Annotated in this window: 23 protein-coding genes and 3 pseudogenes; 16 read left to right on the top strand and 10 right to left on the bottom strand. The window is 73.1% G+C overall.

Annotated elements, in window-relative coordinates:
* The first annotated feature begins 223 nt into the window (after positions 1-223).
* The 10 genes and pseudogenes from XF36_RS14260 (at position 224) to pqqE (ending at position 7,177) form a co-directional block, all read left to right on the top strand.
* Positions 224-457: a rubredoxin gene (locus XF36_RS14260; RefSeq protein ID WP_238588879.1), complete on the top strand. Its 234-nt coding sequence runs from the start codon at positions 224-226 to the stop codon at positions 455-457.
* Between the two features lie 13 nt (positions 458-470).
* Positions 471-1,238: a ribonucleotide-diphosphate reductase subunit beta gene (locus tag XF36_RS14265; RefSeq protein ID WP_060712363.1), complete on the top strand. Its 768-nt coding sequence runs from the start codon at positions 471-473 to the stop codon at positions 1,236-1,238.
* 530 nt (positions 1,239-1,768) lie between these two features.
* The gene (locus XF36_RS14270) at positions 1,769-2,233 is read left to right on the top strand and encodes an MSMEG_3727 family PQQ-associated protein (RefSeq protein WP_060712364.1); all 465 of its coding nucleotides are present in this window, start codon (positions 1,769-1,771) and stop codon (positions 2,231-2,233) included.
* Between the two features lie 13 nt (positions 2,234-2,246).
* Positions 2,247-3,926 (top strand): PQQ-dependent dehydrogenase, methanol/ethanol family, encoded by a 1,680-nt coding sequence (locus XF36_RS14275; RefSeq protein ID WP_060712365.1) that lies wholly within the window; start codon positions 2,247-2,249, stop codon positions 3,924-3,926.
* Between the two features lie 49 nt (positions 3,927-3,975).
* Entirely contained in the window at positions 3,976-4,068 is a 93-nt protein-coding gene (gene pqqA, locus XF36_RS14280) for a pyrroloquinoline quinone precursor peptide PqqA (RefSeq protein WP_060712366.1), read from the top strand.
* A gap of 67 nt (positions 4,069-4,135) precedes the next feature.
* Positions 4,136-5,039: pseudogene (gene pqqB, locus XF36_RS14285) on the top strand (pyrroloquinoline quinone biosynthesis protein PqqB).
* 85 nt (positions 5,040-5,124) lie between these two features.
* Positions 5,125-5,226: pseudogene (locus XF36_RS35630) on the top strand (pyrroloquinoline quinone biosynthesis protein C); the annotation flags it as partial.
* 55 nt (positions 5,227-5,281) lie between these two features.
* Positions 5,282-5,749 (top strand): hypothetical protein, encoded by a 468-nt coding sequence (locus XF36_RS14290; protein ID WP_414706192.1) that lies wholly within the window; start codon positions 5,282-5,284, stop codon positions 5,747-5,749.
* Positions 5,736-6,098, top strand: coding sequence for a pyrroloquinoline quinone biosynthesis peptide chaperone PqqD (gene pqqD / locus XF36_RS14295; protein ID WP_238588880.1), 363 nt, complete (start codon positions 5,736-5,738; stop codon positions 6,096-6,098). The genes XF36_RS14290 and pqqD overlap by 14 nt, the downstream gene beginning before the upstream one ends.
* Positions 6,095-7,177, top strand: coding sequence for a pyrroloquinoline quinone biosynthesis protein PqqE (pqqE, locus tag XF36_RS14300; RefSeq protein WP_060712368.1), 1,083 nt, complete (start codon positions 6,095-6,097; stop codon positions 7,175-7,177). Before pqqD ends, pqqE begins: the two co-directional genes overlap by 4 nt.
* A gap of 11 nt (positions 7,178-7,188) precedes the next feature.
* Here the strand turns inward: pqqE and XF36_RS14305 are convergent, their stop codons facing one another.
* Positions 7,189-7,845, bottom strand: a complete 657-nt coding sequence (locus XF36_RS14305; protein WP_168169519.1) for an SMI1/KNR4 family protein — start codon at positions 7,843-7,845, stop codon at positions 7,189-7,191.
* A gap of 119 nt (positions 7,846-7,964) precedes the next feature.
* Here XF36_RS14305 and XF36_RS14310 point away from each other — a divergent pair, with 119 nt between their 5' ends.
* Both XF36_RS14310 and XF36_RS14315 read left to right on the top strand, forming a co-directional pair.
* The gene (locus XF36_RS14310; RefSeq protein WP_020626759.1) at positions 7,965-8,342 is read left to right on the top strand and encodes an FKBP-type peptidyl-prolyl cis-trans isomerase; all 378 of its coding nucleotides are present in this window, start codon (positions 7,965-7,967) and stop codon (positions 8,340-8,342) included.
* Complete coding sequence (locus XF36_RS14315; protein ID WP_060712370.1) at positions 8,339-8,842, top strand: metallophosphoesterase family protein; 504 nt, start codon at positions 8,339-8,341, stop codon at positions 8,840-8,842. Before XF36_RS14310 ends, XF36_RS14315 begins: the two co-directional genes overlap by 4 nt.
* 33 nt (positions 8,843-8,875) lie before the next feature.
* On the opposite strand, the gene XF36_RS14320 is transcribed toward XF36_RS14315, so the two are convergent.
* The 7 genes and pseudogenes from XF36_RS14320 to XF36_RS34130 form a co-directional block, all read right to left on the bottom strand.
* On the bottom strand, positions 8,876-9,106 hold the full coding sequence (locus tag XF36_RS14320) for a hypothetical protein (RefSeq protein ID WP_060712371.1): 231 nt from the start codon (positions 9,104-9,106) through the stop codon (positions 8,876-8,878).
* A 19-nt stretch (positions 9,107-9,125) separates the two neighbouring features.
* On the bottom strand, positions 9,126-10,226 hold the full coding sequence (locus XF36_RS14325; protein ID WP_060712372.1) for a sodium:calcium antiporter: 1,101 nt from the start codon (positions 10,224-10,226) through the stop codon (positions 9,126-9,128).
* A gap of 193 nt (positions 10,227-10,419) precedes the next feature.
* Positions 10,420-11,361, bottom strand: a pseudogene (locus XF36_RS14330) (TerC/Alx family metal homeostasis membrane protein); the annotation flags it as partial.
* A 38-nt stretch (positions 11,362-11,399) separates the two neighbouring features.
* Positions 11,400-12,611, bottom strand: a complete 1,212-nt coding sequence (locus XF36_RS14335; RefSeq protein ID WP_238589343.1) for an IS256 family transposase — start codon at positions 12,609-12,611, stop codon at positions 11,400-11,402.
* A 49-nt stretch (positions 12,612-12,660) separates the two neighbouring features.
* Positions 12,661-12,927, bottom strand: a complete 267-nt coding sequence (locus tag XF36_RS32975) for a hypothetical protein (protein WP_060712373.1) — start codon at positions 12,925-12,927, stop codon at positions 12,661-12,663.
* A 260-nt stretch (positions 12,928-13,187) separates the two neighbouring features.
* On the bottom strand, positions 13,188-14,882 hold the full coding sequence (locus XF36_RS14345) for a metallophosphoesterase (RefSeq protein ID WP_060712374.1): 1,695 nt from the start codon (positions 14,880-14,882) through the stop codon (positions 13,188-13,190).
* A gap of 114 nt (positions 14,883-14,996) precedes the next feature.
* On the bottom strand, positions 14,997-15,362 hold the full coding sequence (locus XF36_RS34130) for a winged helix-turn-helix transcriptional regulator (RefSeq protein ID WP_060712375.1): 366 nt from the start codon (positions 15,360-15,362) through the stop codon (positions 14,997-14,999).
* A gap of 117 nt (positions 15,363-15,479) precedes the next feature.
* Between XF36_RS34130 and XF36_RS34135 the strand changes: the two genes are divergently transcribed.
* The 4 genes from XF36_RS34135 to XF36_RS14365 all read left to right on the top strand — a co-directional run bounded on the left by XF36_RS34135 (position 15,480) and on the right by XF36_RS14365 (position 20,450).
* Positions 15,480-15,689, top strand: a complete 210-nt coding sequence (locus tag XF36_RS34135) for an alcohol dehydrogenase catalytic domain-containing protein (RefSeq protein ID WP_238588881.1) — start codon at positions 15,480-15,482, stop codon at positions 15,687-15,689.
* 121 nt (positions 15,690-15,810) lie between these two features.
* The gene (locus XF36_RS33305; protein WP_202968398.1) at positions 15,811-16,407 is read left to right on the top strand and encodes a zinc-binding dehydrogenase; all 597 of its coding nucleotides are present in this window, start codon (positions 15,811-15,813) and stop codon (positions 16,405-16,407) included.
* Positions 16,408-16,506: 99 nt separating this feature from the next.
* A complete protein-coding gene (locus XF36_RS14360; protein ID WP_060714696.1) occupies positions 16,507-19,557 on the top strand; it encodes an alpha/beta fold hydrolase in 3,051 nt (1,016 codons plus the stop codon).
* Positions 19,554-20,450, top strand: coding sequence for an ABC transporter permease (locus XF36_RS14365; protein WP_060712376.1), 897 nt, complete (start codon positions 19,554-19,556; stop codon positions 20,448-20,450). Before XF36_RS14360 ends, XF36_RS14365 begins: the two co-directional genes overlap by 4 nt.
* A 41-nt stretch (positions 20,451-20,491) precedes the next feature.
* Here XF36_RS14365 and XF36_RS14370 read toward each other — a convergent pair whose 3' ends face one another.
* Both XF36_RS14370 and XF36_RS14375 read right to left on the bottom strand, forming a co-directional pair.
* Positions 20,492-21,121 (bottom strand): SDR family oxidoreductase, encoded by a 630-nt coding sequence (locus tag XF36_RS14370; protein WP_060712377.1) that lies wholly within the window; start codon positions 21,119-21,121, stop codon positions 20,492-20,494.
* A 146-nt stretch (positions 21,122-21,267) separates the two neighbouring features.
* Positions 21,268-22,473 carry a GAF domain-containing protein gene (locus XF36_RS14375; RefSeq protein WP_060714697.1) on the bottom strand — a complete coding sequence of 402 codons (1,206 nt, stop codon included), beginning with the start codon at positions 22,471-22,473 and terminating at the stop codon, positions 21,268-21,270.

A 22,473-nucleotide genomic window follows, 5' to 3' on the forward strand; every position in this document is an offset into this window, starting at 1 on the left:
CGTGTTTCACCGATTCCGACGATCTCCGGCGCCGGCCGGACCTGATCTCCGGGCACCGCGTCGTCGCAGGTGAGAGCGCTGCGTGTCCGGCCACGACCGGATGCGCGGCCGTCGCCGGTCCCCACGGGAGGGCCCCGGGCCCGCTTGCGACCCCGCTCACACTGTGGCTCCCTGGGCCTCAGGGATCACCTCCGCCGGGCGCGGTCACGGGCGGCTGGCGGGCGTGAGCGACGACGCCGTGGGGAGCAGCATGACGATGTCCGGCCGGGCCACGCGGTCCCTGTGGATCTGCGAGCCGTGCGGCTTCGTCTACGACCCGGAGGAGGGCGACCCGGACGGCGGCGTCGAGCCGGGCACCCCCTTCGAGGACATCCCCGACGACTGGATGTGCCCGATCTGCGGCGCCGTCAAGTCGGACTTCCGCCCGTTGGAGCCGGGAGAACGGTTCCCGGGGTGAGGACACCGAGACCATGGTCATGATCGCCGGATACGACCACTTCGTCCAGCTGGCCGAGTCGCTGCAGTGGGACGAGACCGACCTCGACCTGGGCCCGGACCGCGACGCGTGGACCCGGCTCGCGCCGGACGAGGCGGCGACCGTGCGCCGGCTGGTCGCCGGGTTCGCCGTCGCCGAGGCCTCGGTGGCCGGGCAGCTCGGCTCGTACCAGGCCGCGGCGCTCGACGACACCATGCAGGCCGCGTTCCGCGCCCAGGCCCGTGACGAGGCGCGGCACGCCCGGTTCTTCGACCTGGTCGCCGCGCAGGTGCTGGGGGTCCCCGGCGGCACCCCGGCCGACCGGCTGGACCTGCTGCGACCCGAGGTGAGCTCGGAGCTCGTCGACCTGTTCGAGCACCGGCTGCCGTCGACCGCCCGCCGGCTCGCCGACGACCACACCGGGCTGACCGGGGCGGTCGGGCTCTACCACATGGTCATCGAGGGCGTGGTGCTGCTGGCCGGCCAGCACGCGATGCTCCAGGCCCTGGACCGGCTGTCCGTCCCGCTGCCGGGCGTGCGCCGCGGGACCGAGCTGGTCCTGCGCGACGAGCGCTGGCACATCGGCTTCGGCTCGCGGGTCGTGCAGAGCGCCGAGCTGGGCGGCGAGGAGGCCGACGCGCTGCTCGAGCAGGGCGAGACCGCGGCGAAGGTCTGGGGCGTGCTCATCACACCCGACGCGATCGCGCTCGCGGTGAAGCAGCACCGCCGTCGCCTCAAGGCGGCGGGCATCAAGTTCTGGTGACACCCCCTTCGAGAAACATGTGTTTCATATATCCGGGCCTGCGGCCCGACCTGCGCGGAATGGACGCTGACGGTTCCGCGGGCGAGGCGCGCAGGTGTCCACACCGGAGCCCGTGGCGCCGCCCGGGGTGCGACGTCGCACGTCACGACGGGGACGGACACCTCGCCCCCGCGAGGGTGCGTGCACTGCACCGATGTCGCCGACCTCTGGCGACCGCGATTCCCGGAGCCGCCGCCCGCGATTCACCACTGTTCTCGGAATTCCCCTCGCACGGCTCGGGCAAATACTCCGGAGGCCCGGGAGAATCGTCGTCTAGTCGTGGGTTCGACACCACGCAGGCGGATCTGACCTGCTGGAAGATCGTCCGCTCCGAGCACCGGCCGTTGCGGGAGATCGTTTCGCACATCGACCCGAGCATTCATGATCGTCGGCGCGGAATCGGGTGCGCGCGCAGGGTTGACGCTTACCACCGCACAGTGTGAAAGTGATCACGTACCCACCGACGAATTGCGCTCGGGAGGAAAGTGTCAATGACGACCACCGACAACGAACGCGCCGAACAGCTGGAGGCCGCGGGTCTCGGCGGGCAGAACCGGCTGGCGCTCGGCCGGCTGCTCGGCAGCGGGACCATCGGGTACGCCGAGGAGGGACCCGACGGCGTCCTCCGGGCGACGATCCGGATCCCCGAGGACGAGATCTGCTACGAGCCCGGGATCCTCATCCTCCCGCACGGCGGTGACATCGAGCTGACCCTGATCAACGACGACAAGAACACCCACTGCGCGGTGCTGCCCAGCAACGGTGACCCGAAGTTCATCTGGCTGGTGAACCACTCCAAGGGCACCGCGAAGATCAACCTCGACGGGCCGGGAACGTACTACTACGGCTCCGCGAGCGGCAACGACGAGGGCCGCGGTCTCACCGGCTCGATCGTCATCGGGGGCGAGGTACCCGACCACGCCAAGCTCGACCGTCCCCCGCAGCCGCGACCGTAGGAAGGATCCCGAGATGACCGACTACGTCGACGCGGGCGAAGCGATCCCGCACGTGCAGCTCACCAACGTCCGGGGCGAGGCCCCGGCCACTTCCACCGTGGACTACGACCGCATCCGCGGCGCGCGCTCCGAGCCGCAGAACTGGCTGACCTACTACGGCACCTACGACGGCCAGCGCTACAGCGAGCTCGACCAGATCGACAAGGACTCCGTCCGCCGGTTGTCCCCCGCCTGGGTCTTCCAGGCCGGGGCCGTCGGCATGCAGTCCGGTGCGTCGACCTACTCGTTCGAGGCGTCACCGATCGTCGTCGAGGGCGTCATGTACGTCTCCGGCCCGGACGGCCGCGCCTGGGCGATCGACGCGAGGACCGGCGAGGAGCTGTGGCGGTACAAGCACGCCTCGCCCTACGACGTGTCCCTGTGCTGCGGCAACGTCAACCGCGGTCTCGCCGTCGGGCACGACAAGGTCTACCTGTACACCCTCAACGCGCACATCGTCGCGCTCGACGCGACGATCGGGAAGGTCGTGTGGGACACCGTCAACGGTGACGTCCGCGCCGGCGAGAGCGGCTCGGTCGCGCCGCTGGTCGTCAAGGATCTGGTCATCGTCGGGAGCGCCGGCGGGGAGTTCGGGGTCCGCGGACACCTCGACGCGTTCGACGCGCACACCGGTGAGCGGCGCTGGCGCTGCTACACCGTCCCGAAGCCGGGCGAGCCCGGCTCGGAGACCTGGCCCGACGACGGCGAGGCCTGGCAGCGCGGCGGCGGGAACTGCTGGGTGACACCCACCTACGACCCGGAGCTGGAGCTGCTGTTCCAGGACCCCGCGCCGGACTTCGACGGCGGCGTCCGGCCGGGCGACAACCTCTACACCGACTCGACGATCGCGGTGGACGTCAACACCGGCGAGATCCGGTGGCACCACCAGTTCACCCCGCACGACCTGTGGGACTACGACTCCACGATGGAGAACGTCCTGTTCGACGCACCGGACGGGCGCAAGCTGCTCGCCCACGCGGACGAGAACGGCTACTTCTTCGTGCTCGACCGGACCAACGGCGAGCTCGTGCGCGTGTTCCCGTTCGTCGACCGGATCACCTGGGGCGAGATCACGCCGGACGGCGCGGTGACGCCGAAGATCTACCCCGACGAGGAGGGCGTCCCGGTGCACTTCTGGCCGGGCCCGGCGGGCGGCAAGGAATGGACGCACATGTCCTACAACCGGCAGACCGGGTTGATGTACGTGCCCGTCCAAGAGGTCGGGGCGACCGCCACCCGGCGCCGCCGCGAGTTCAAGGAGTCCATCCCCTACTGGGGCGCCGGCGTCGCCGTCGACATCGAGGACTTCTACGGGTTCGTCGCCGCCATCGACCCGCTCACCGGCGAGGAGAAGTGGCGCTGGAACAACGAGTACCCGATGTGCGCCTCGACGCTGACCACCGCGGGCGGCCTGGTCTTCCAGGGCACCCCGACCGGTGAGTTCGTCGCGCTCGATGCCTCGGCCGGGGAGAAGCTCTGGTCGTTCCAGTGCGGGAGCGGACACCACTCCAGCCCGACCACCTTCGAGGTCGACGGCAGGCAGTTCGTCGCCGTGCCGACCGGGTGGGGCGGCTGGGTCGAGGGGTTCCTGCCGGGTCTGCTCGGTGCGGCCGCGGGTGACGCGTTGTTCTGCTTCGCGCTGCCCGAGCAGTAGGATCCGCCGTTCCCGGGAACCCGGCTGTCGTGAGGAGGGAGGTGATCGCATGGAGTCGACCACCGAGTGGGAGGCGCCGGAGTTCGAGGAGATCGGCTGCGCGCCCGAGGTGACGATGTACATCGCCCGTACCGAGGCGTGAGGTGGCCGACGGCCGGGGGTGCGCGAACGGCGCGCCCCCGGCCGTCGCCGTGGAACAAGGGGGTGCCATGAGGATCCGGGTCCTCGGCTCGGCGGCGGGTGGCGGGTTCCCGCAGTGGAACTGCGGCTGTCCGGGCTGCCGGGCGGTGCGCGACGGCTCGCGGCCGGCGACTTCGCGCACCCAGTCCTCGATCGCCGTCTCCCCCGACGGCAGGCGGTGGTGGCTGGTCAACGCCTCCCCCGACATCCGCACCCAGCTCGCCGACGCGCCCGCGCTGCACCCCACCGGCGACCGGACGACGCCGCTGCAGGGGGTGCTGCTCACCGACGCCGAGATCGACCACACCCTCGGGCTGGTGCTGCTGCGCGAGGGCCGCGGCGACCGAGCGCACCCTGCGTGCGGGCTCCGGGCTGCTGTCCACCCTGGAGCGGTTCTGCCCGGTGACCTGGACCGAGGTCGTCCCCGGCGCGGACCACGACCTCGGCGGCCTGGCCTACCGCGCGTTCGAGGCACCGACGGGCAAGCACGACCGGTTCGCGTCCCCGCGCAGCGCAGGCGAAGCGGGCATCGGTACCGCCGAGGGCCTGACCGGGCGCGTCGTCGGGTACCGGTTCACCGACACCGCGTCCGGCCGGTACGCCGTGTACCTGCCCGGCGTCCAGGAGCTGACCCCCGCGGTGCAGGACGAGATCGACGGCGCGGACCTGCTGCTCGTCGACGGCACGACCTGGCAAGACGACGAGCTGGTGCGGCTCGGGCTGGCCGCGAAGACCGCGCACGACATGGGACACCTGCACATCGGCGGCCGTGGTGGCAGCCTGGAGGTGCTCACCGCCCTCGGTGTGCCCCGGATCGTCTACGTGCACGTCAACAACACCAACCCCGTCCTGCTGGAGGACTCCGCCGAACGCGCCGCGGTCACCGCCGCCGGGGTCGTCGTCGGGTTCGACGGACTGGAACTGGAGGTCTGACATGACCACTCCGGACACCGCGCTGGTGCGACGCCTGCGGGCGCACGCCGCGCAGTACCACTCGGCGCACCCGTTCCACGTCCGCATGAACGACGGCACCCTGACCCCCGACCAGATCCGCGGATGGGTCGCGAACCGGTTCGCCTACCAGGAGGCCATCCCGGTCAAGGACGCGGCGATCCTGTCGAACTGCCCCGACGTCGGGGTCCGTCGGCGGTGGATCCGCCGGATCACTGATCATGATGGAGTCCACGACGGCCGGGAACCGGGCAGCGGGGACTCCGGACAGGGGGGGGATCGAGGCGTGGCTGCGGCTCGGCGAGGCGTGCGGGCTGAGCCGGTCGGAGATCCTCGACCACCGGCACGTCCGGCCCGGGGTGCGGTTCGCCGTCGACGCCTACGTCGGCTTCGCCCGCACGAGGCCGTGGGTCGAGGCGGTCGCGTCGTCGCTGACCGAGCTGTTCGCCCCGGACCTGATGGCCGAGCGGCTGGCGGCGTTCGAGAAGTACTACACCTGGATCGACCCGGACGGGCTGCAGTACTTCCGCAACCGCCTGGTCCAGGCCCCGCGGGACTCCGAGCACGCGCTGGAGGTCGTCGTCGCGCACTGCCGCACGCCCGCCGAGCAGGACGCCGCCGAGGCCGCGCTGTCGTTCAAGTGCGACGTGCTGTGGGCGATCATGGATGCGATCGACCATGCCTACGCGTGACGGGTCGACGGCCGCCGGTGCGGCGCGGATGCCGGCACCGCGGCGCGGCGAGCGGGCCGCCCGCGCGGCCACGGTGACCGGGGGCTCCCGGCCCCGGCTGGGCCGGCACGTGCGGATGCGCCCGGACCGCCCGACCGACGGCTGGGTGCTGCTCGGGCCGGAGACCGTCGTCGTGCTGAACCGGACCGGGCACGCGGTGCTGCGCCTGTGCGACGGCGAGCGCACCGTCGACGACATCGTCGCCGCGCTGGTCGCGGACTTCGACGAGGCCGACGAGCTGGTCGTCGGGGAGCAGGTGCGGGACTACCTGGCCCGGCTCGTCGACCGGAACCTGGTGGCGCTCGGATGAGCGCCCCGCGCCCGTTCGGGCTGCTCGCCGAGCTCACCTACCGCTGCCCGCTGGCGTGCGCCTACTGCTCGAACCCGATCGAGCTGTCCCGCTACGACGACGAGCTGTCCACCGCCGACTGGCAGCGCGTGTTCGGTGAGGCCGCGGCCATGGGCGTGCTGCAGTGCCACCTGTCCGGCGGGGAGCCGCTGCTGCGCCGGGACCTGCCCGAGCTGGTCCGCACCGCCGCCGAGCTGGGCATGTACACCAACCTGGTGACCAGCGCGATGGGCCTGTCCCGCTCGCGGGCCGAGGCGCTGCGCGCGGCGGGCCTGGACCACGTGCAGGTCAGCGTGCAGGCCGACGAGCCCGCCACCTCCGACCGGATCGCCGGGATCCGGTCGTTCGAGCGGAAGCTGGAGGCCTGCGCGCTGGTGCGCGAGCTGGGCTGGCCGCTCACGGTCAACGTGGTCCTGCACCGCGGCAACATCGACCGGGTCGGCGCGATCGTCGACCTCGTGGAGCGCCTCGGCGCCGACCGGGTGGAGCTCGCCAACACCCAGTACTACGGCTGGGCGTGGCGCAACCGGTCGTCGCTGCTGCCGACGGCTGCGCAGCTCGACCGGGCCGAGGAGGTCGTCTCCGCCGCCCGGGCGCGGCTGGCCGGGTCGATGGAGGTCGTGCACGTGCTGCCCGACTACTACGCCCGCCATCCCAAGCCGTGCATGGGGGGCTGGGCGCAGCGCCAGCTCACCGTCGCCCCGAACGGCGACGCGCTGCCCTGCCCGGCGGCGCAGACCCTGCCGCTGCCGCGGGCCTCGGTCCACGACACGGCCCTGGCCGAGATCTGGACCTCCGCGCCGCTGTTCACCGCCTACCGCGGCGAGGACTGGATGCAGGAGCCGTGCCGGACCTGCGACCGGCGCGAGATCGACCTGGGCGGGTGCCGCTGCCAGGCGTTCCAGCTCACCGGCGACGCCGCGGCCACCGACCCGGTGTGCCACCTGTCGCCCGAGCACGGGCTCGTCGAGGGCGTGGTGGGCAAGGCCAACCGGCCGGGGCGGGTCGACCTGGAGCTCGCCCCCCGCCCGCACCGCTGAGCCCGACCGGGTCAGCGCAGGTGCGCGGCGTCCCAGAAGCGGTACGACCGGTCCGCGGGGTCGACGACCGCGTCGTCGACCTGCGGTCCGGCGGCGATCAGCCGACGCAGGTTGTCCCCCACCCCCGTCCCGACCACGCGGCGCTCGTCCTCGTCCGGCCCGGCGACGACGATCTGCCCCACGGTGCCGCCTGGCTCCGGGACGGTGTCGACGACCAGGGCGTTCCCGCCGCCGTGGACGGCCAGCGGCCACCAGCCCGCGTCCCAGTAGCGGGCGCGCACGGGGTCGCCCGCGCGCACGGTCACGAAGTCGCTCCCCACGGTCGCGACGGCGTCGACCCAGACGCGGTACTCCCGGGTCGCCTCGGCCAGCGGGACGAAGCGGTAGGTCGCGGGGAACAGGCTCGTCGCGACCTCCGGGTGCGGGCCGGGGGCGCACGGGTGGTCGGCCAGCTGGCCGTCGGCGAGCGCGTAGAGCGCCCGCAGCGCGGCCGGGAACTCCCGGCCGAACACGGCCTCGGCGTCGGCGACCGCGCCCGGCTCCGCGGGCGCGCGGAGGTTGGACGAGGCCGGGATCCCGGCCCGTTCCAGCACGTCGAGCCAGCGGGGCCAGTCGGTCACGACGCCGTCGTCGGGAGCTCCGCCGGAGAGGTCACGGTCACCGGTCACGTGTGCACCCTGCCACGACGGGGCGGGCCCGGGACGCACCCGCCGACGGGTTCTGGCAGGGTCGTCGCACACCCCAGGCCCGCCCCCGTGGGCCGTCCCCGTCCGTGAGGAGCACGTCCGTGTCCGCACCGCAGAAGCCCGCCGTCGAGATCGTCGACGGCCCGCTGCCCACCGACCTCGTGACCGAGGACCTCTCCGTCGGCGACGGCCAGGAGGCCAAGCCCGGTGACACTGTCGCCGTGCACTACGTCGGGGTCTCGCAGTCCACCGGCCGCGAGTTCGACAACTCCTACGACCGCGGCCAGCCGCTGCAGTTCGGGCTCGGCGCCGGGCAGGTCATCTCCGGCTGGGACAACGGCGTCGCCGGGATGAAGGTCGGCGGCCGCCGCCGGCTCGTGATCCCGCCGCACCTGGGCTACGGCGCCCAGGGCGCGGGCGGCGTCATCGCCCCGAACGAGACCCTGATCTTCGTCTGCGACCTGGTGGGCGTGCGCTGACCGCACTCCTGCTGATCTCCGACACCCACCACCCGAGCCGCGGGGCCGCCCACTCCGGTGGGCTCCCCGGGCCGGTGTGGGACGCCGTCGACGCCGCCGACGTCGTGGTGCACGCCGGTGACTGGTGCTCGGTGGAGCTGCTCGACCGGGTCGCGGGCCGCGCGGCCCGGCTGCTCGCCTGCTGGGGCAACAACGACGGCGACGACGTGCGCGCCCGGCTGCCGGAGACGGCCCGGGAGAGGATCGACGGGGTCCGGGTCGCGGTGACCCACGAGACCGGCCCGAAGCAGGGCCGCGAACGCCGGGCACTCGCCGCGCACCCCGACACCGACCTGCTGGTGTTCGGGCACTCGCACATCCCGTGGGACTCCGTCGCCGACGGGCTGCGCCTGCTGAACCCGGGGTCGCCGACCGACCGGCGCCGGATGCCGACCCACACCTGGATGACGCTGACCCTGCACGACGGCCGGATCGACGACGTCGTGCTGCACCACCTCTGACGTCCCGTCAGCCGTCATCGTCAACCGTCGTCGTCAGCCGTCGTCATCGTCGTCGGGCTGCGGGCCCTGGTCCTGCGGGACCGGAGCCGCCGTGGCCTGCCGGTCGTCGTCCACCCGGGTCGCCGACGACGGGCCGCCGGCCGGGGAGTCGTCGTCGCGGGCGCCCTCGCCCGTGCCGAACACCAGCACCAGGCCGATCAGCGCGGCCACGACCGCGAGCGCCGCGGCCATCCGGTCCTTCGTGAGCCGGTCCTTCGTGGGCATCGGGTCTCCCTGCGGGTGCTCAGTCGTCGACGGGGACGCCGCCGAAGACGGTGAGGCTGACGACGAAGTAGGCGGCGTAGAGCACGAGCAGCACCACGCCGTGCCAGCGACGGATCCGCCCGGTGCCGAGGAACACCGCGGAGAGCACCGTCAGCCCGAGCAGCACCGGCAGGTGCCAGACCAGGGCCGTCGGGTCGACCACGATCGACCCGCCGACCAGCAGGATCACGCCGAGCTTGCCGGTGACCGAGAACACGACGCTGCCGAGCACGTTCGCGACGGCGATCTCGGGCGCGCCACGCCGGGCCGGCTCGACGGTGATGAGGATGTCCTCGAGCGACAGTGCGAGCGTCGCGATGGTGACCCCGAAGACCGTCCCGCTGATCGCCCAGGTCTCGAGGATGCCCTCGGTGCCCTGCCCGGCGACGAGTGCGCCGACGACGAGCCCGATCAGCGCGATGACCGCGAACAGGACGGTCCGCCCGGGCGGCTGGGACCGTGCCTTCAGGAACCCGTCGTCGACGCGCAGGTCCTCGGGCAGCCGGAACCCGGGGCCGCTGCCGTCCGCCGTCCGGGTCCGGGTCGAGCCGCTCGTCGCGACCGTCGCCGTCGTGCTCCCGCCTGCGCCGACCCCGGCCCGCTCCAGCTGCTCGTAGACCTCGGCGTTGCGCCAGACGGGCCGTCGGGCGGAGTACTCGCGGTAGGCGATCCAGCCGACGAAGGCGACGAACAGCAGGATCAGCACGACGCCGGTCCCGGCGGTGAGCAGGCCGCCGAGCGCCAGCAGGAACATCACCACCGGAGCGGCGACGTAGAGCGCGAGGTAGTCGCGCGGGACCTCGACCCGGGTCGGCGCGATGATCGCGGCGAGCGCCAGCACGATGCCGGTCAGCGCGATCGTGGTGCCGATGACGGTGCCGAGCGCGACGTCGCTGAGGTCCTCCATGTTGAGGACGACGCCGAACGCGAGGTCGTCGAACTCGATGCCGGTGAAGACGACGGCGATCAGGAACAGCGAGATCGCCCATCGGCTCGCCACCCCGACCAGGTAGCCGATGAGCTTCTCCGCGCTGTAGACCAGCACGGCGACGCCCAGGACGAACTCGATCACCGGGATCATGCGTCAGCCCCTCGCTACACTGCCAGGATCACTCGATAGTGACCTGGGCCACGTGGCGATGCAACACTTGACACCGCGAGCGCGAACGTCTCGGCAGGTCAGGGGCGGCGCCGGCGAAGGGGGCGGACACGGAGCCGCCCCGGTGTCCGATGCGGACGCCGGGGCGGAGGGAGGCCGTCGGGGACGGTGGGTCTCAGTCGCGCGGGGGCGCACTCACGCGGTGGTCGGCCTGCTCGTCACGGGCCACGATCTGCGCGGCCTCCTCCTTGGTGCGGGCCAGCGGCGGCGCGGTGATCCCGCTGCCCTGCTCGGCCAGCTCGGGCTTCATCCGGACCGCGACGAGGCTGGCGATCGTGGTGATCGCGAGGACGCCGACGATGACGCCGAGCGAGAGCCCGATCCCGACCTCGGGGACCGGGACCGGCTGCCCACCGTTGATGAACGACAGCTCGTTCTCGTGCAGGGCGTGCAGGGCGAGCTTGACGCCGATGAAGGCGAGCAGGACCGCCAGGCCGTAGGACAGGAAGACCAGCTTGTTGAGCAGCCCGCCGAGCAGGAAGTAGAGCTGACGCAGCCCCATCAGCGCGAACGCGTTCGCGGTGAAGACGAGGTAGGGCTCCTGGGTGAGCCCGAAGATCGCCGGGATCGAGTCCAGGGCGAACATGATGTCGGTGACGCCGATGGCGATCATCACGATCAGCATCGGGGTCAGCCAGCGCTTGCCGTCGATCTTCACCGTGGTCTTGGCGCCGTGGTAGTCGTCGGTGACCGGGAAGGCCTTGCGGACCCACTTCAGGACCCGGCCCTCCTTCCACTCCTCGTCGTCGCCGCCGGCGGCCTGCTTGACCAGCGAGACCGCGGTGTAGATGAGGAACGCGGCGAAGAGGAAGAACACCCAGCTGAAGCGGTCGATGACCGCCGCGCCCGCGGCGATGAAGATGCTGCGCATCATCAGCGCGATCACGATGCCGACCAGCAGCACCCGGTGCTGGTGGAGGACCGGGACCTTGAACGCGGACATGATGATGAGGAAGACGAACAGGTTGTCGACCGACAACGAGTACTCGGTCAGGTAGCCGGCGAAGAACTCGCCGGCGTAGGTGCCGCCGGAGAAGAACCAGACCCCGCAGCCGAACGGGGCCTGTCTCGTGATCGGTGTTTCGGCGTCGTTGCTCAGTAGGTCTCGGCTCCCGGCCAGCGGTCACCGAACGTGATGGCGAACGCGTTGATCACGGGCTTCCAACGCATCGTCCACCTCGTGCGGCCCGTCCCGGTCGGGTCCAGGCTGCGAGTCACAAGATACAAGCATTTCATCGCAGCCTGCTCAGTGGGGAAATGACCACGCGCCCGCACCGCGCGCCGGTAGCGGGCGTTAAGCGATTCGATCGCATTCGTAGAGCAGATCACCCTTCGAATCTCGACGTCGTAGTCCAAGAACGGCACGAACTCTTCCCACGCGTTGCGCCATAGCCGGATCATCGCCGCGTACTTACGGCCCCATTTCTCGTCGAGCTCATCCATAGCGATAAGTGCTGCATTCGGGTTGGGCGCGGCATAGATTGGTTTGATGTCGCGCTTCACCGCGTCCCAGTCCTGTCGACCCACCAGCCGGAAAGTGTTTCGGATCAGGTGCACGACGCAGGTTTGGACAATGGTTTGCGGCCACACGTTGGCCACGACCTCCGGGAGTCCTTTGAGGCCGTCGCAGACCAGGAACAGCACGTCACGCACGCCGCGGTTCTTCAGGTCGACCAGCACGCTCATCCAGAACTTCGCGCCCTCACTGCCGACGCCCATCCACAGCCCCAGCACGTCCTTGCAGCCGTCCACGGTGACGCCGATGGCTGCGTAGACCGGCCGGTTGGCGACCTGCCCGTCCCGGACCTTGACGTGGACAGCGTCGATGAACACCGCGGCGTACACCGAATCCAACGGCCGACCAACCCAGTCATTCATCTCGGCGACGACCTTGTCGGTGATCCGCGAGACCGTCTCCTTCGATACTGACGCCCCATAGATGTCAGCGAAATGTGCGGAAACCTCCCCGGTCGTCATCCCTTTCGCATACAGCGACAGTACGACCTCGTCGACATCTGTGAGGCGCCGCTGACGCTTCTTCACGATCTGCGGCTCGAAAGTGCTGGCCCTGTCTCTCGGAACGTCGATCTCCACGTCACCCGCGGCATCCGAGAGAACCGTCTTCGAGCGGGACCCGTTCCGCACGTTGGTGGATTCCCGGCCGGGGTCGGCCCGGTTCTTGTCGTGCCCGAGGTGCTCGGTCATCTCCTCGTTCAGCGCCGTTTCCAGAACATTCTTGGTAAAGAGCTTCAACAGGCCGTCCGGGCCGGTCAACGCCAGCCCGCGCGCCTTCGCCTCGGCCACCATCGCCGCCGCAGCGGCCCGCTCCGCCGACGCCTGCCGAGCAGGCTTCGGGTCACCCTCGCTTGGATCCACAAGGTCCGATGTCATCACTGTCCGTGCCCATCTCGCCGGACCTCAGCCCGGCGTGTCGGGCCGAAAACACCGATCTTGAAACAGTCCCGCCGAACGCGACGGCCAGCGCCACGTAGAAGACGACCCAGCGGGTGACCTCGCCCAGGGTCACGGCGTGCGGCTTGTGGTCGTTGAGCCACAGGTCCGCGCCGATCACCAGCACGAACCCGACGATGGTGATCAACCAGACCCACAGGGATACGTTCACGGACTTCCTCCAGACCAGGGCGGCATCAGACAGCCCGAGGTCTCTCCCGCCACGGCACCCCGGTCCTGCGACTGCCGAGCGTGGCCGGTGGTGCCGGGTCCGCGCGCGAGCCACGCCCACGACGACACCGTGCTGACGACACCACCGCGGTAGGGATACTCCCCTGCGGTAGGTGAAGTGTCCTCCGTGCATCGTTGCGTGGCGAGTCGGGGTGACCCAGTGCACCCGGTCGGTGACCCACTTCGTCCGTAGTGTCCGGTTCAGTGACGCGCGGGACGGCTGAGCCGGACCTTGTCGATCTCCTCGCCGAGGTCGGTGATCGCGTGCACGACGAGCTCGGAGTCGGCGCCGTGGGAGCCTGGCACCACCGAGCAGCGCAGATGGGCGTAGCCGAGGTACCGGGTCCGCGACCAGGTGACGGTCTCGGCCTGCTTCTGGTCGTCGGGTCCCGCCACGAAGCTCGTGACCGGCGCCTGCTCGGTCTCCTGGCCACGGTGGCTGTCGGTCTCGCCGGGCTGCCAGCGGTAGCGGGGCCGTCCGCCGGAGCCGACGCAGACGTAGGTGGTGCCGTCGGTCTCCGGGTGGACGGTCGAGCGGTCCGGGGCCGGGCGGGTGGGGCGGCCGTCACGGATGGGGTCGGTGCGCTCGTACTGGTGGTTGTGGCCCTGCACGCACAGGTCGACCCGGTAGCGGTCGCACAGCGGCGCCAACGCCCGTCGCACCCCGGCGTCGGAGGCGTGCGCGCCGGAGGTGGCGAAGGCGCAGTGGTGGAAGAACAACACGATCCACTCGATGTCCGGGTCGGCGCGCCAGCCGGCCAGGGTCCGCTCCAGCCAGGCCAGCTGGGTGCCGCCGGAGTAGCCGGCGTTGGTCGGGATCTCGGTGGACAGGTCGTTGGCGTCGACACCGGCGACACCGACGGTGCCGTGGGTGAACGCGTACACCGAGGGGCAGCCGCGGGGGCCGGTCCCGGGCAGCGACAGCCGGGCGGCGTGCCCGGCGTAGCCGTGTGCGGGGCCGTCGGCCCGGTTCAGGTCGTAGAGCGCCTCCATGTCGTGGTTGCCGGTGGCGAACATCCACGGGGTCGACGCGGCCGAGCGTTCGATCGCGGCGAAGTAGGTGCTCCAGACCGTGGGGTCGAAGCTGTCGTGGGCCTCGTCGTCGTGTCCCGCGCCGTTGAGGGCGGGCTTCCCGGCACCGGAGGGGTCGGCGTAGCAGATGTCGCCGGCGAGCAGGTGGAACGCGGGCTGCTCGGCCGCGACGAGTGCGGTCAGCGCCTCCGACGGCATCGGGCTGCGGTGGGTGTCGTCGGCCTTGTAGAGATTCGGCTCGGCGCCGGTGCTGACACCCTGGTCGGCGAACGCGGTGAAGGTGAACCGGTGCCGGGTGCCGCGCGGCGCGGCCGTGCGGAACGTGCTGGTGGCGGTGGTCGTCGCTGTGCCGTCCGCGCCCTCCAGACGGAACCGGTAGACGTAGCGGCTGCCGGGGGTCAGGCCGTCGGCGCGGGCATGGACGAACCACTGCCGGGCGCCCCGGATGCCGCCGTCGGCCTGCGGGACCAGGCTCTCGAGCGGGCGGACCTGCACCGGGAGGGTGAGGCCGAACCCGGAGTCGGTACCGACGTCGACGACCATCCGGCCGGGCGGCGGTGCCGCGGTCAGCTCCCCGGAGAACGACATCGACCGGGCCGGGTCCGGCCCGTAGGCCAGGTGCCGTCCGACGACGGTGACCGGCGCGGGCCCGGCGGCCGCGGCGACCCCGCGTGCCCACGGTGACCCGGACGCGGCGAGCGTGGCCAGCACGCCGGCGCCGCCGCGCAGCGCGGTGCGCCGGCTGACGGGGTGCCGACGCAGGAACGCGGCCAGCCAGTCCTGCTGGTCGGCGATCGTCATGTCGACGGCGAGTGCCCGCGGGACACCGACGCCGGGGGTCTCTCCGGTGGGGTTGACGCTCACACCCGGTGACGGTGCCGGGCGACGAAGACCGATCAGCGTTTCTTGATGGAACGTTCGGTGAACGGCGGGCGACACCACCGGACCGGGCGCAGCCAGGTCGGGTTCCTCCTCCGTTCACGCACCGTCCGTGGCCCGGCGGGTCTCGTGGAAGGTGGTGATCTCGTCCGCGTGCTCCCGGGCCCAGTCCGTGAGTGCCTCGATGGGGGCGAGCAGGGTGCGGCCGAGTTCGGTGAGCCGGTACTCGGGGTGGCCAGACGGGTCGTGCCGCCGTTCGACGAGGCCGTGGCCCTCCAGGCGGCGCAGGGTCTCGGTGAGGACCTTGCGCGAGATGCCACCGACGGCGGTCTGGATCTCCCCGTGGCGGCGTGGCTCCCCGCCGAGCGCGTGGACGACGAGGGGCGTCCACGTGTCACCGAGGATCTCGGTCGCCAGTCGTGTCGGGCAGTCGGAGAGGAACACTCGACCGGTGCGGCTGTTCACGTCGTCGAAGGTGCCTCCGTGTGACGGACCCCTTCCCAGCCTGGAACCCCGATACAGGACGACGGACGGAGGCACTGTGCCGAGAGTTGTGGTGTTCGAGGAGTTCGGCGGGCCGAGGTGCTGCGCACCGTGGAGGAGCCGGTGCCCGATCCGGGGCGGGACGAGGTCCGCGTGCGGATCGAGGCCTTCGCCGTGAACCGGCTCGACGTGATGATGCGGTCGGGCGTCTCGCCCGCGCCGGTGCCACTGCCGCATGCCCGGCTGGGTCTGGAGGCGGCCGGCGTCGTGGACGCGCTCGGGCCGGGCGGCGGGTGGGCGAGCCGGTGATCCTCACGCAGGTTCCGGATCCGACGGCGCGGGGGACCTACGGGGAGTACACGACCGTCCCGGCGCGTGACGTCGTCGCGCGTCCCGGGGGCCGGGGGCACGGGAGGCCGCAGCGGTCTGGGTGGGCTTCTCCACCGCCCACGGCGCGCTGCTGGAGACCGCGCGGACGCGGGACGGGGACAGGGTGCTCATCTCCGGGGCGTCCAGCAGCGTGGGGCGCGTGGCGATCCAGGTCGCCACGCAGATCGGCGCCATCCCGATCGCCGTGTCCCGCAGTGCGGCGGGCCAGGAGGAGCTGCTCGCGGCCGGGGCCGCGGCCGTGGTCACCGACGGTGAGGACCTGGTCCGCACGGTTCTCCGGCTCACCGGGGATGCCGGTGCCGACGTCACCCTCGACCTGGTCCGTGGCCCCGGGCAGCGCGCGCTCCTCGCGGCGACACGGACGGGCGGGACACTCGTGGCTGCCGGGTTCCTCGACGCGAGGCCGACTCCGGAACCGCCGGACGAGCGGGTCGTCGTGGCCGGCTACCGCGGGTTCGACCACCTCGGGGACCCGGCGGTGATCGGCCGGATGAGCGCATTCCTGGACGAGGGCATTCGTCACGGATCCCTGAGGCCCGCGGTCGACGCACCGATCGATCTGGACCACGTCGTCGACGCGCACCGGCGCCTCGAAGCGGGCCTGAACCGTGGGAGGAAGATCGTTGTGACGATGTGAGGTCACGATGCTGCGACGGCGTGGCCGGGCGCACACACCGGCCGCCGACGCGCGGACGCCGACCTGCGTAGTTTCGAGGACGTGCACGTGCTCCCCCGGATGCGCCGGGTCCGTTCCCCGATCGCGGTGGCCCTGGCGGCGGGCCTGGTGCTGGCGTTCGCGCCCGCCGCGTCCGCCGCCCCCGGTGTCCCGGGCGCGACGGCGGCACCCGCCGACGACGGCGGGTCGGTCGCCGTCACCGCCGAGCGGGTCGCCGTCCCGGCCGGCCCCGGACAGCCGGGCACGATCGACCTGGACACCTCGCTCTACGTCCCCGCCTCGGCGACCGCGGCCTCCCCCGCCCCCGCGGTGCTGGTCGCGCACGGCTTCGGCGGCAGCAAGGACTCGGTCGACTCCGACGCCCGCGAGCTCGCCGCCCGCGGGTACGTCGTGCAGACGTGGACCGCGCGCGGTTTCGGCGCCTCCGGCGGCGGCATCGGGCTCGACGACCCGGACCGCGAGGTGGCCGACGCCTCCCGGCTGGTCGACCGGTTGTCCCGGCGCGCGGACGTGCAGCAGGACGGCCCCGGTGACCCCCGCGTCGGGGTGACCGGCGGCTCCTACGGCGGCGGCCTCGCCCTGCTGCTGGCCGGCTACGACCGGCGGATCGACGCGATCGTCCCGGTGATCACCTGGAACGACCTCGGGCAGGCGCTGTTCCCGAACAACGCCGTCCCCACCGGCGCGAGCGCGCCCGGCACGCCCGCCGCCGGAGCGGGCGCCGGTGACGGGGTGTTCAAGAGTGGCTGGGCCGGGGTGTTCTTCGGCTCCGGAGGCCGGGTCCCCACGGGCGGCGACATCGCGTCCGGGGCCGGGTCGGGCTCCGGTGCCGGAACCGGCGGCGGCTTCGGCGGGTCGGGCACGGCCGGCGGGTCGACCGGCGGCGGGGCCGGCGGTGTCGCCGGGGACGGGGCCGTCGACGCCGGGACCTCGGCAGGCGGGACGGGGAGCCCCGGCCCGGCCGGCCCCGGCACGTCCGCGGGCAGCCCCGGTGCGGCGCCCGGCGCCCCCTCGGACCCGGTCTGCGGCCGCTTCGCCCGCGACGTCTGCGCCGCCTACGGCGAGGCCGCCCGCACCGGCCGCGTCTCCCCGGAGCTGGCCCAGCTGCTGCGCCGCTCCTCCCCCGCGACCGTCACCGACCGGATCACCGCGCCGACGCTGCTGGTCCAGGGCGAGCAGGACACCCTGTTCGGTCTCGACCAGGCCGACGCGAACGCCCGCCAGATCGCCGCGAACGGCACCCCGGTGTCGGTGCTGTGGTTCGCGGGCGGCCACGACGGCGGCGGACCCGACTCCGAGGTCCGCGCCCGCATCGCCGACTGGTTCGACCAGCACCTGCGGGGCCTGCCCGCCGCCGAGGGCACCACCGGCGGCCTCGCCGACGCCCCCTTCGCCTACCAGGTCCGCAGCACCGTCCGCACCCGTGACGACACCCCCACCGGCCGGACCGTCCTGGCCGACGCCTACCCCGGCCTGACGGCGGGCTCCGCTCCCGCACCGACCACCGCGCTGCCGCTGGAGGGTGGCGAGCAGACCGTCGTCCACCCGCCGGGCGGGAACCCCTCGGCGATCACCTCGCTGCCGGGGCTCGGCTCGGCGCTCGGGTCGCTGGGCTCGCTGGGTGGCCTGTCCGGCCTGACGACACCGGGCCAGTCCGCCCGGTTCCGCACCGCGCCCGTCGCCGACGCGCTGCAGCCGTCGGGGGCACCGCGGGTGACGGTGCGCGTCGCGCGGGTCCCCGGACAGCCCGCCCCGGACACCGCGGTGCTGTTCGCCTCGCTCACCGCGCTCGGCCCGGACGGGCGCAGCACGCTGCTGGGCAACGCCGTCGCACCCCTGCGGATCGCCGTCCCCGCCGACGGGTCCCCCGCCGAGGCGACGGTGACGCTGCCCGGCGTCGTCGCACCGGTGCAGGCCGGCAGCCGCCTGCTGGTGCAGCTGTCGACGACCGACCAGGGCTACGACTCCGGCGTCGACCCGGCCGTGTGGCGGGTCGGGCTCGCCGGGGACACCACGCTGTCGGTGCCCCAGGTGCCCGGCCGCACAGAGTCGGCGGGGACGGTCCCCCTGTGGCCGGTGCTCGGGATCGCCGCCGTGCTGGCCGCGGCGCTCGTGGCGTGGCTGGTGGCGCGGCGGCGGTCGCGCCGGGCCAACCCCTCCGACGACGACGTGCCCGACGACGCGGCGCCGCTGGTCGTCGGCGGGCTGGCGAAGACCTACCGCAACGGGTTCGCCGCGGTGTCCGACGTGTCGTTCACCGTGCCGCGCGGCGCGGTGCTCGGCCTGCTCGGCCCGAACGGCGCCGGCAAGACGACCGTCCTGCGCATGCTCATGGGCCTGATCGCGCCCACCGCCGGGACGATGACGGCGTTCGGCCGCCCCATCCGACCCGGCGCGGCGGTGCTGTCCCGGATCGGCGCGTTCGTCGAGGGCCCCGGGTTCCTGCCACACCTGTCGGGCGCGGAGAACCTGCGGCTCTACTGGGAGGCCACCGGCCGCCCGCCGGAGCAGGCCCGGATGGAGGAGACGCTGGAGATTGCCGGGCTCGGCGACTCGGTGCACCGCCGCGTCGGCACCTACTCCCAGGGCATGCGGCAGCGCCTCGCGATCGCGCAGGCGATGCTGGGCCTGCCCGAGCTGCTCATCCTCGACGAGCCCACCAACGGGCTCGACCCGCCCCAGATCCACGCGATGCGCGAGCTGCTGCGCCGCTACGCCGCGGGCGGCCGGACCGTGCTCGTGTCCAGCCACCTGCTGTCGGAGGTGGAGCAGACCTGCTCGGAGGTCGTGGTCATGCACCGCGGCACGGTCGTCGCCGCGGGGACGGTCGCCGAGCTGATGGCGGCCGGGGGCGGCTCGTCGTTCACCGTGGACGACCCCGGCCGGGCCGCGGCCGTGCTGGCCGCCCTCGACGGCGTCACCGACGTCGTCACCGGGGACCAGCCGGGCGTCGTGCACGCCCATCTCGACGGCACCGCCCGCGCCGACGCCGTCGCCGCGCTGGTGTCCCGGGGGGTCGCGGTCAGCGCGGCCGGGCCGCGCGGGCGGCTGGAGGACGCGTTCCTGGAACTGGTGGGCCCCGAGGGGCGCGACGTCGGAGGTACCTCGTGAGTGACGACCGTCAGCTCTCGACCCGCCGCGGGCACGTCGGCGACCTCGTGACCGGCCGGGCCGCGCCGCCCGCCGTCCCGGGACGGACGATGCCGCTGCGCACCGAGCTGGTCCGCCAGCTCCAGCGCCGTCGCACCCAGGTCGCGTTCGCGCTGGTCGTGGCGATGCCGATCATCCTGTGGGCGGCGTTCTCCCTCGGCGACGACGAGCCCGGCGCCCGTGGCCCGAGCCTGGTCGACCTGGCATCGGGCAGCGCCGCGAACTTCGCGGTGTTCACGCTGTTCGCCTCGGCGAGCTTCCTGCTGGTGGTGCTGGTCGCGCTGTTCTTCGGCGACACGGTGGCCTCGGAGGCGTCGTGGTCGTCGCTGCGCTACCTGCTGGCCGTCCCGGTGCCGCGGGCGCGGCTGCTGCGGCAGAAGGCCGTCGTCGCGGGGGTGCTGTCGGTGGCGGCGCTGCTGCTGCTCCCGGTCGCGTCGCTGGTGGTGGGGGCGATCGCCTACGGCACCGGGGACCTGGTCTCGCCGATCGGGGAGTCGCTGCCGTTCTGGAGCGCGGCCGGGCGGGTGATGCTCGGCGCACTGTACGTGACCGTGCAGCTGAGCTGGGTGGCCGGGCTGGCGCTGCTGCTGTCGGTGAGCACCGACGCCCCGCTGGGCGCGGTCGGTGGCGCGGTGATGGCCTCTATCGTCTCCCAGATCATCGACCAGATCGAGGACCTGGGGATCATCCGGGACTTCCTCCCGACCCACTACGGCGACGCCTGGTCGGCGCTGCTGGCGACCGACGTCGACTGGTCGGACATGACCTACGGAACGTTCTCCGCGATCTGCTACGCCACCGGGTTCCTGGGGCTCGCGGCGTGGCGGTTCCGCACCAAGGACATCACCAGCTGACCGCGGTGCCGGGCCCCGAGCGGCCCGGCAGCCGTGGGCGCTCAGACCATGACCACCCCGCCGTCGATCATGACGGCCTGGCCGGTCATGTAGTCGGAGTCCGGGCCGGCGAGGTCGGAGACGAAGGCGGCGACGTCGTCGGCGGTCTGCACCCGGCCCAGCGGGATCCCGGCCGCGTACTGCTTCAGCGTCTCGCCCCTCCCCGCGCCGCTGCGGGCGCCCATCTGCTCGTCGATCAGGTCCCACATGTCGGTGCCGACGATCCCCGGGCGGTACGCGTTCACGGTGATCCGGTGCGGTGCCAGCTCCTTGGCCGCGGCCTGGGGGAGGGCGCGGACGGCGAACTTGGTCGCCGAGTAGTGCCCGAGGAGGTCGAAGCCCTGGTGTCCGGCGATCGACGCGGCGCTGACGATCTTGCCGCCGGTCCGCCGGTCGATCATCACGTCCACACCGCCGGGCTCCTCGGCGACCTGGCCGACCATCGCGGTGACCGCGTCGGGGTCGGTGACGTCGGCCGGGTAGGCCACCGCGGTCCCGCCCGCCGCGCGGATCTCCTCGGCGACGGCGGTGGCGCCGTGGGCGTCCCGGTCGTTGACGGCGACGGAGTGCCCGTCGCGTGACAGGCGCAGGGCGATGCCCCGCCCGATCCCGCGTCCGGCTCCCGTGACCACGGCGACACCCGTGTCGGCCTCCCGGTTCGCTCGCGCGGGCCGCCGGGGCGGGGTCCCTGCCGCGGCGGGACGTTCCCGCGGGCTCCAGTCCAGCCGGTGACGCGGGTCACGGACAGTGTTGCAGGCGGGTTGCAGCGGTGGGTCGCTCAGTCGCCGCGCAGGGCGGCCACGCCCGGCGCGGTCGACTCGCGCACGACCCGGCTGCCCGCCAGCCCCGTCAGGTCCAGCTCGACCTCGGGGGCGATCCGGTAGGGGCGGGCCAGCAGGATCCCGCCCAGGTTCCGGCGCAGGCGCGACATCTCGGCGCGGACGGTGACCAGGTGTGCCCGGTCGCCGTAGAGCCCCTGGGACAGCGTGGCCGCGTCCAGTCCGTTCGCTCCGGCCCGGGCCAGCAGCACCAGGACCTCGGCGTGCCGGGTCGACAACGGGTGCACCCAGCGGGTCGTGCCCTCGATGACGGCCTGCGGCGGGCGGCCGTCCAGGTCGAGGAGCAGCCGCATCCGCCTGCTCCCGCCGGACGCCGGGCGCAGCAGCCAGCCGCCGGGCACAGGCTCGGGCAGGCACGGCCCCAGCCCGTGCACGCCGATCAGGCGCTCCGGAACCGGTGCGGCGACCCGTTCGACGCCGGGCAGCCCGGACGCGGCGGCGACCCAGCCGTGGTCGTCGACGACCAGGCCCGGCCCGGTGTCGCCGGCGAGCATCGGGGCGCCGATGGTGCGCAGCGCGTCGAGGCGGGCCTCGTGACGCTGCCATAGCCCGGCCTCGGCGAGCCGCACCGCGGTGTCGACGAGCGCCACGGTCGTCGGGTGAACGGTCTCGGCGGGCCCGGACAGGTCGACGACGCCGAGCAGCTCCCCGCTGCGCGGGTCGTGCACGGGGGCCGCGGTGCAGGTCCAGCCGTGGTGGCTGCGCACGAAGTGCTCGGCGGAGAAGATCTGCACCGGCCCGCCCTCGGCGAGCGCGGTCCCGATCGCGTTGGTGCCGACCGACCGCTCGGACCACTCGGCGCCCTCGGTGAACCCGAGCGCGTCGGCACGGCGGCGGACCGCGGTCGAGCCCTCCCGCCACAGCAGAACCCCGTCGGCGTCGCAGACGACCATCACGTGCCGGGCGTCCTCGGCGACCGAGGTCAGCGCGGCACGCAGCGCGGGCAGCACCGGCACCAGCGGTGACACCGCGCGGCGCTGCTCGACGACGGCGGCGTCCAGCGGGCCGGGCGGCTCACCGGCGTCGGGGTCCACGCCCTGGGCCCGGACCCGGTCCCAGGACCGGGTGACCAGCCGGCGGCCGCGGGCCGTGTCGCCGGGGCGGGCGTCGCCGGACAGCACCGCGTCGTGCAGCCGGGACAGCAT

The sequence above is a fragment of the Pseudonocardia sp. HH130629-09 genome, from assembly GCF_001294645.1.
In the GTDB taxonomy this organism is placed as follows: domain Bacteria; phylum Actinomycetota; class Actinomycetes; order Mycobacteriales; family Pseudonocardiaceae; genus Pseudonocardia.

Excerpts from the sequence above, each read along its gene's own strand:
- XF36_RS14375 (WP_060714697.1), bottom strand. The coding sequence starts at position 22,473 with ATGCTGTCCCGGCTGCACGACGCGGTGCTGTCCGGCGACGCCCGCCCC.
- XF36_RS14320 (WP_060712371.1), bottom strand. The coding sequence starts at position 9,106 with ATGCCCACGAAGGACCGGCTCACGAAGGACCGGATGGCCGCGGCGCTC.
- XF36_RS14360 (WP_060714696.1), top strand. The coding sequence starts at position 16,507 with ATGCGCCGGGTCCGTTCCCCGATCGCGGTGGCCCTGGCGGCGGGCCTG.
- XF36_RS14265 (WP_060712363.1), top strand. The coding sequence starts at position 471 with ATGGTCATGATCGCCGGATACGACCACTTCGTCCAGCTGGCCGAGTCG.
- XF36_RS14275 (WP_060712365.1), top strand. The coding sequence starts at position 2,247 with ATGACCGACTACGTCGACGCGGGCGAAGCGATCCCGCACGTGCAGCTC.
- pqqA (WP_060712366.1), top strand. The coding sequence starts at position 3,976 with ATGGAGTCGACCACCGAGTGGGAGGCGCCGGAGTTCGAGGAGATCGGC.
- pqqE (WP_060712368.1), top strand. The coding sequence starts at position 6,095 with ATGAGCGCCCCGCGCCCGTTCGGGCTGCTCGCCGAGCTCACCTACCGC.
- pqqD (WP_238588880.1), top strand. The coding sequence starts at position 5,736 with ATGCCTACGCGTGACGGGTCGACGGCCGCCGGTGCGGCGCGGATGCCG.
- XF36_RS14325 (WP_060712372.1), bottom strand. The coding sequence starts at position 10,226 with ATGATCCCGGTGATCGAGTTCGTCCTGGGCGTCGCCGTGCTGGTCTAC.
- XF36_RS14270 (WP_060712364.1), top strand. The coding sequence starts at position 1,769 with ATGACGACCACCGACAACGAACGCGCCGAACAGCTGGAGGCCGCGGGT.
- XF36_RS14335 (WP_238589343.1), bottom strand. The coding sequence starts at position 12,611 with ATGGTGGCCGAGGCGAAGGCGCGCGGGCTGGCGTTGACCGGCCCGGAC.
- XF36_RS14290 (WP_414706192.1), top strand. The coding sequence starts at position 5,282 with ATGGAGTCCACGACGGCCGGGAACCGGGCAGCGGGGACTCCGGACAGG.